Origin of the sequence: Paraburkholderia dilworthii, from assembly GCF_000472525.1 — a bacterium.
Classification (GTDB): Bacteria; Pseudomonadota; Gammaproteobacteria; order Burkholderiales; family Burkholderiaceae; genus Paraburkholderia; species Paraburkholderia dilworthii.
The window spans coordinates 1-5,695 of record NZ_AWZT01000102.1 but is presented as its reverse complement, the minus strand read 5'-3'; the positions used below and the strand labels follow the sequence as shown (position 1 = coordinate 5,695).

The 5,695-nt window shown below is 56.6% G+C and carries 6 protein-coding genes and 1 pseudogene; 6 read left to right on the top strand and 1 reads right to left on the bottom strand.

Features of this window, described 5'->3' with window-relative positions:
* Positions 1-171 precede the first annotated feature (171 nt).
* The 4 genes from F759_RS0134920 to F759_RS39770 are packed head-to-tail and all read left to right on the top strand — an operon-like array spanning position 172 to position 4,256.
* A complete protein-coding gene (locus F759_RS0134920) occupies positions 172-1,092 on the top strand; it encodes a DUF2345 domain-containing protein (RefSeq protein WP_456088833.1) in 921 nt (306 codons plus the stop codon).
* A gap of 2 nt (positions 1,093-1,094) precedes the next feature.
* Positions 1,095-3,500, top strand: a complete 2,406-nt coding sequence (locus tag F759_RS0134915) for a M23 family metallopeptidase (protein ID WP_027803844.1) — start codon at positions 1,095-1,097, stop codon at positions 3,498-3,500.
* 10 nt (positions 3,501-3,510) lie between these two features.
* Positions 3,511-3,921: a hypothetical protein gene (locus tag F759_RS39775; RefSeq protein WP_036026158.1), complete on the top strand. Its 411-nt coding sequence runs from the start codon at positions 3,511-3,513 to the stop codon at positions 3,919-3,921.
* Entirely contained in the window at positions 3,909-4,256 is a 348-nt protein-coding gene (locus F759_RS39770; protein WP_244439000.1) for a hypothetical protein, read from the top strand. The genes F759_RS39775 and F759_RS39770 overlap by 13 nt, the downstream gene beginning before the upstream one ends.
* A gap of 138 nt (positions 4,257-4,394) precedes the next feature.
* Here the strand turns inward: F759_RS39770 and F759_RS42955 are convergent, their stop codons facing one another.
* On the bottom strand, positions 4,395-4,553 hold the full coding sequence (locus tag F759_RS42955) for a hypothetical protein (protein WP_154670930.1): 159 nt from the start codon (positions 4,551-4,553) through the stop codon (positions 4,395-4,397).
* A gap of 161 nt (positions 4,554-4,714) precedes the next feature.
* Here F759_RS42955 and F759_RS41850 point away from each other — a divergent pair.
* Positions 4,715-4,947: pseudogene (locus F759_RS41850) on the top strand (PAAR domain-containing protein); the annotation flags it as partial.
* 30 nt (positions 4,948-4,977) lie between these two features.
* A partial coding sequence (gene tssG / locus F759_RS0134895; protein WP_027803842.1) for a type VI secretion system baseplate subunit TssG occupies positions 4,978-5,695 on the top strand: 718 nt, incomplete at its 3' end.

Here is a 5,695-nt window from a genome sequence, read left to right as displayed (position 1 = left end):
CGTGTGCGCGATCACGTCTATGTGGGGTACGTCAATTCGGACCCGGACCGGCCGTTCGTGCTGTCGAGCTTTAACACGGACAGCAACCCGTTGCCGTGGGATCTGGTGAAGAACCAGGCACTGTCGGGCTGGCGCAGCCAGGAACTGGCCGCGCCGTGGCGCGCNTCNAACATGGTGGTGACCGACGACACGCCCGGCAGGCTTCAGGTGCAGGTGGCGAGCGACTACGCGAACTCGCGCTTCGTGGCCGGTTACAACGTGCGCATCAACGGAGACAGGGGACGGCAGGAGGCGCGCGGCGAGGGGATCGAGATCGCGACCGACGCGCACCTGGTTGGACGCGGCAATAAGGGAATACTGCTTACGAGCGAGGCGCGCGAGGGCGCGAGCGCACCGGTCAAGGACATGGGCGAGACGGTGCAGCGGCTCACGCAGGCGCGGCAGCAGCACGAGGAGCTGTCGCAGCTTGCGCAGAAGCACAGGGCACAGACGGCGGCGGCGAGCCAGGCTGACGCGGCCAGCATCATCAGGACGCAGAACGATGCGCTCAGGGGCGCCCTGAAGACGGCGGATAACCCGTCGCCGGAGATGACGCGACCCGACGTAGTGATCGCGAGTGCAGCGGGCATGGCCGCGAGCGCGACCGGCAGCACGCATATGGCAAGCCAGAATGACCACGCCATCACGGCGGGCCGCGACTACAGCGTGTCGGTGGGTCGGTCGTATCACGCCTCGGTACGCGGCTCGATATCACTGTTTGCCTACCAGGACGGTATGAAGTTCTTCGCGGCGAAGGGGGCGGTCCAGTTGCAGGCGCAAAGCGATGTGATGGCGCTTGCGGCGCTGAAGGACCTCACGATCACCAGCACGGATGGCCGGGTTGTGATTACCGCGTCGAAGGAAGTGTGGATCGGCGCGGGCGGCTCGTATGTCCAGATTAACGGCAGCGGGATCATCAATGGCTCGCCGGGGCCGATTCTGGAGAAGGGGGCGTCGTGGGATGTCCCAGGCCCTGATTCGAAGCGTATGCCCTCACCGACCATGCCGCAAGGCGACCTGAAAACGAGCAGCCGGTATCCCAAATCACGCTAACCATGATCATCAGCCCACCCTTTCTGCCCCAGACGGGGCTTAATTCCAGCAGCGATACCGGCACCGATGCGATGATGACGGCGGTCGAGGCATATGAGCCAGGCTATCACGGCGTCTTTCCAGTGACGTTCGATCGTCGCTGGCACGGTGGTATCCATCTCGTGCCGCATACCCTGAACGAACCGGTACGGGCCATCGCAGACGGCGAGGTGGTCGCCTATCGCATCAGCCAGAACCCCATTTCCGATGGCCACATCGACGAGGCGACAGGCCAGGAGGCACTGAATACCAACAATGGCTTCGTGCTGCTTCGTCATGTAACCGACACGGGAGACGGGCGCACCCTTACCTTCTATTCGCTGTACATGCACCTGCTGGACCTCACGGCGCAGCATGCACTGACTGCACCGCAACCAGCGAACCCGCCTCAGAACAGTTCGCCCTTTGCGCTCGCGCCATGGCTGCTCGAAGTAGGCGATGGCGTCAAGCAGGGCAATGGCAGAAAAGTTTATCGCAAGGATATCCTCGGCCACTGGGGCCAATCGCAGGGCTTGCGGCATTTGCACTTCGAAATCTTCATGACCGGGGATGATTTCACGGCGTGGTTCGAGCAGCCCGGTCATGCGGTCCAGCTCGGCGAAAAGAATCCGGCGCAGCCAACCTCAATGGACTGGTGGGGCCATGCCTATTACGTGATCCCTGGCACAGTCGAATTTCTGGACCGACCACGCACACCGCATGACGAGACCTGGTTTCCGAGGCTGAATGCGGGAAGGCTGGCAAAAGAGAACAGCAAACTGTATGTGGAGGCCTATTTCCACAAGGGTCAGCGTTACACGCGTGCCTGGATGGATGAAAATGGCGACGGCAATTGCGTGCCGCTGACACCGCGGCCGATAGGGGACCCATACAACGACTACGAATACAAGCTCTATGAGCGTGCAATGGCGTTGTATCCAACGTGTCCGAGTGATGGTTACGAACTGCTGCGCTTCGGGCGCATCCTGTCGCACTCGTCGACGCTTGCCTCCGCACTGGATAGAACAACATGGGTCGCGGTACCATTTGACGCAGACGGTACGCAGGGCTACGTGGATATCAACGGAACATCCATCGTGAAACTCTCGGATGCAGACTTTCCGTTCTTCACTGGCTGGCAGAAGCTCAGCAGTGAAAATGCACTGCTCGACGCCGATGGCCTGTTCAGTTACCGCAAGCTACGCCAGCTTGTCGGCGACGCAACGGCGAGCGCATATGACGTGTCGCAAACTGATCAAAAGTTCAGCCTCGATGAACAGCTCTCCTCCTACGTGCAGGGCAACGATGATGTGCGGAATGGTCTTTCCGGCCTCGTGTGCCATACGAAAAGCGAGTGGGATTCAGCCAACAACGACGAGCGTTATCAGAACCTGAACAAGCCGGATGGTTATTTCGGCAAGTGCAAGGACACGGACCCCGATGGCTACGACAGGTTTGAGGGTTTCCTGAAGAAGATCCAGTTCATGGACCATGTGCCGGCTCTGGCTGGCGGGAACAGATTCCGGTTTTTCCATCCGTTGGCATTTATCCGGCATTTCAGGAAGTGCAAATGGATTGGGGTGCAAGAGTTGGGACAATTGATTCCCGCGCGCGCTTGGCTTAATCAGTCCGGCTCGTCTCGTGCGCCATTATCTAACACATTGACATCGAGCGATGTGGTTGGGCGTATTTCTCATCACCTTTGCAATTTAAATAATACAATTCGCAAATATTCGCTTGATGGCTCGTCGGATAGGATGGCAGCATTTCTGGCTCAGACGTATATTGAAACGGATCGTTGGAAAACGTTCGCGGAATATGGTCACGGCGCTCCAAACCCGGGGATTCCGATGGCTCAATATTATACTGCGTTTTATGGGCGGGGGGTTATGCAGCTAACATGGGCTGGCGCGTATGAGGCATATGGAAATTTCGCGAAAATGCAAGATAATCAGGGTGTGTATGATGGGGAACCGCGAATCACGGAAACATCGCTTCACTACTGGGATGATCCTACCCAGAGAGATTCTCACGGTCATATCATCGGCCTAACCGGGGTTCCGAAACGCTGGGCACCTCGATACAACCCTCAGCTTCTTGCAAGTAACTCAGCAGTGGGTTGTGATAGTGGGGGCTTTTTTTGGATCTGGAAGCATCACGATGGGACACGGAATATAAGCAGAGTAGCTGATTCTGGCATTACGGAGCAAACCATCGACAGAGTTAACAAGCTAGTGAATGGTGGTTCCTTTGGATATTTCGAGAGGTTCGTCTTTTCATGGTACACAAAAAATATTTTTACAGATTGGATTCCCACGGCACAGAAGGTGGACGTTACAACGCCACGGCAGCATGTCGTGGTGCAGATAGATTTGTCTAGGCCAGGGTAAAGATACGTGCATGAAAAATATTTCTATCATTTTTTCGATGGCGCTTTGTTTGGCTGGAGTCTCCAATGCGTTCTCGAAAACATCTAATGCAGATGCTTTCCAGATGTGCATGAATCGAACCAAGCAGGATCGGTTGAGTTGCGAGGCCGGGTGCGGAATGATAATTCAACAGTGTTACGACGAGGGTGTCGCGGATATAAATGAAAAAATAAAACGCCTGATGCTAGAGGTGAAATCGAAGAGCGGAGACGCGTGTGCGAACTTTGCCGCGTCGTATCTAGACGACGCATCACGTATGGAAAGTGATATTTCGGACAATGCGGATAGTTTGCCGGGGTGGGTTGGAAGTGAAATGAAACTCAACCTCGCCAAGCAGCGTCTTGATAATGTTGGATTGATACGCGGATCGTGCAAACAATAACGAAGGGACTGTTCGATCCGATCAATTTTGAGATGCGTACTTATTACGATTCGACCATCAAGTTTTCGTCTGCATTTGTTAAATACCAGGATGCGAAACGGCCCATTCCACTAGTGCTCGACAATTCCACGAGCGAGACGCCGAGCGAGGATGCGTCGGACCAAGAAACCACTACGTGGATAGAGGTGTTCAATGGCCAAGCGACCGGCGAATATGAAATGATTACTCAAGGAACGCAGGTGTCCTCCATGGTTTATACCAGTAAGAAGAAAAATAAAAAGACTGGTTTCATGCTCGACACTAGCGCAATGGCAGAAGGCGACTGCAAGTGGTAATGCCGCTGTATGGTCCCGCGCAGCCGACTAATTACGGCGGGCGTCGTTGCACAACCCAGATGAAGGGGAGCGTTCTCATTCGTAGGTGATGGCAATGCGCGTTACAACGAGATGGTGAAGTCAACGGATGCTCAGATTTCAAGTAATTCTGGCATGCAGGCTGCTGTCGATGCTGCCCACAATGCGTTCGCCGGCGGGCCAGACAAATCGAATGGCGCATATTTTTGGGACGGCGCTGATATCAAAACGAAACATTTTTAGGTGATGCATGGAATAAAAATCACCGATCGTAGTCATAACATTTACGTTATTGGGCATTCGATGAAACTTGTGATTTTTTACAAGGCTATAAAGGTCAAGAATAAAAAACCAAGAAAGTGACGATCCACCGGACAGTTATATATTGTTGTGCGCGAAACCGGGCAATGAGGAGCAATTCCATGACCGACCTCATTTGACTCAATGACACCACCGACCACGGCGGCGAAGTCATCACCGCCTCAGAAACCATGCGCTACCGCGGGACGCGTGTGGCCCGCAGGGCGACGAGATATCGTGCCCGCTGCACCCTGACATAAAACGCAACCTGATCCTCGAAGGCGACGCCAGGATCACCGACGCGGGCATTCCAGTCGCGCGCCAGGGGCACCACGCCACCTGCGGGTGCAGCCTGATATCGAGCATCAGGTGACTCAACGCGAGGTGACCTGATGGACCACGCATTACCCAACGCTGCCATGTCGGGGAACTGATCGCGACCTTGCAGTCCACGCCGTGGCGTTACGGTTTCTTCGCGCTCATGCGCCGCATCAATGCGAACCCCGCCATCGATCCGCTCGGCAGCGCGCCGTCGCCAGCAACCGAACCCTTTCGCATCGGCCAGAAACCGAGCCTGATATTCGCCCCTCGCGAGATCGCCGAAGCCAGACTGGACAACGGCAGACTGCATATCCGGCTCTTTGGCCTCGGCATGCTCGGCCCCAATGGTCCGCTGCCAATCCACGTCACGGAGATTGCACGCGAACGCGAAGAGCATCGTCAGGACCCGACGCTCAGCAATTTCCTCGACATCTTCCATCACCGTTCGCTCACGCTGCTGTACCGCGCATGGGCGTCGGCNCANTCGGTGGCGAGTCTGGACCGGCCCGAACANGACCGGTTTTCGTTTTACGTTGCCGCGCTTTCCGGCTCTACGCAGCGGTGTGCCCGGCCCCGGCCGTTGCCCGCGCATGCACGCCTGTCACTGGCACCGCATCTCGTTCGGCAGGGCCGAACGCCAGACGGACTGCGTGATGCCGTGGCCCATCATTTCGGCGTGCCGGTGCGTATCAGGGAATATGCCGACCACTGGATCGTGCTGCCGCCAGAGTTGCACTGCAAGGCGGGCGGACAGCGCATGTCGGCCTGCCTCGGCGGCGGAGCGCTGCTGGGTGAACAGG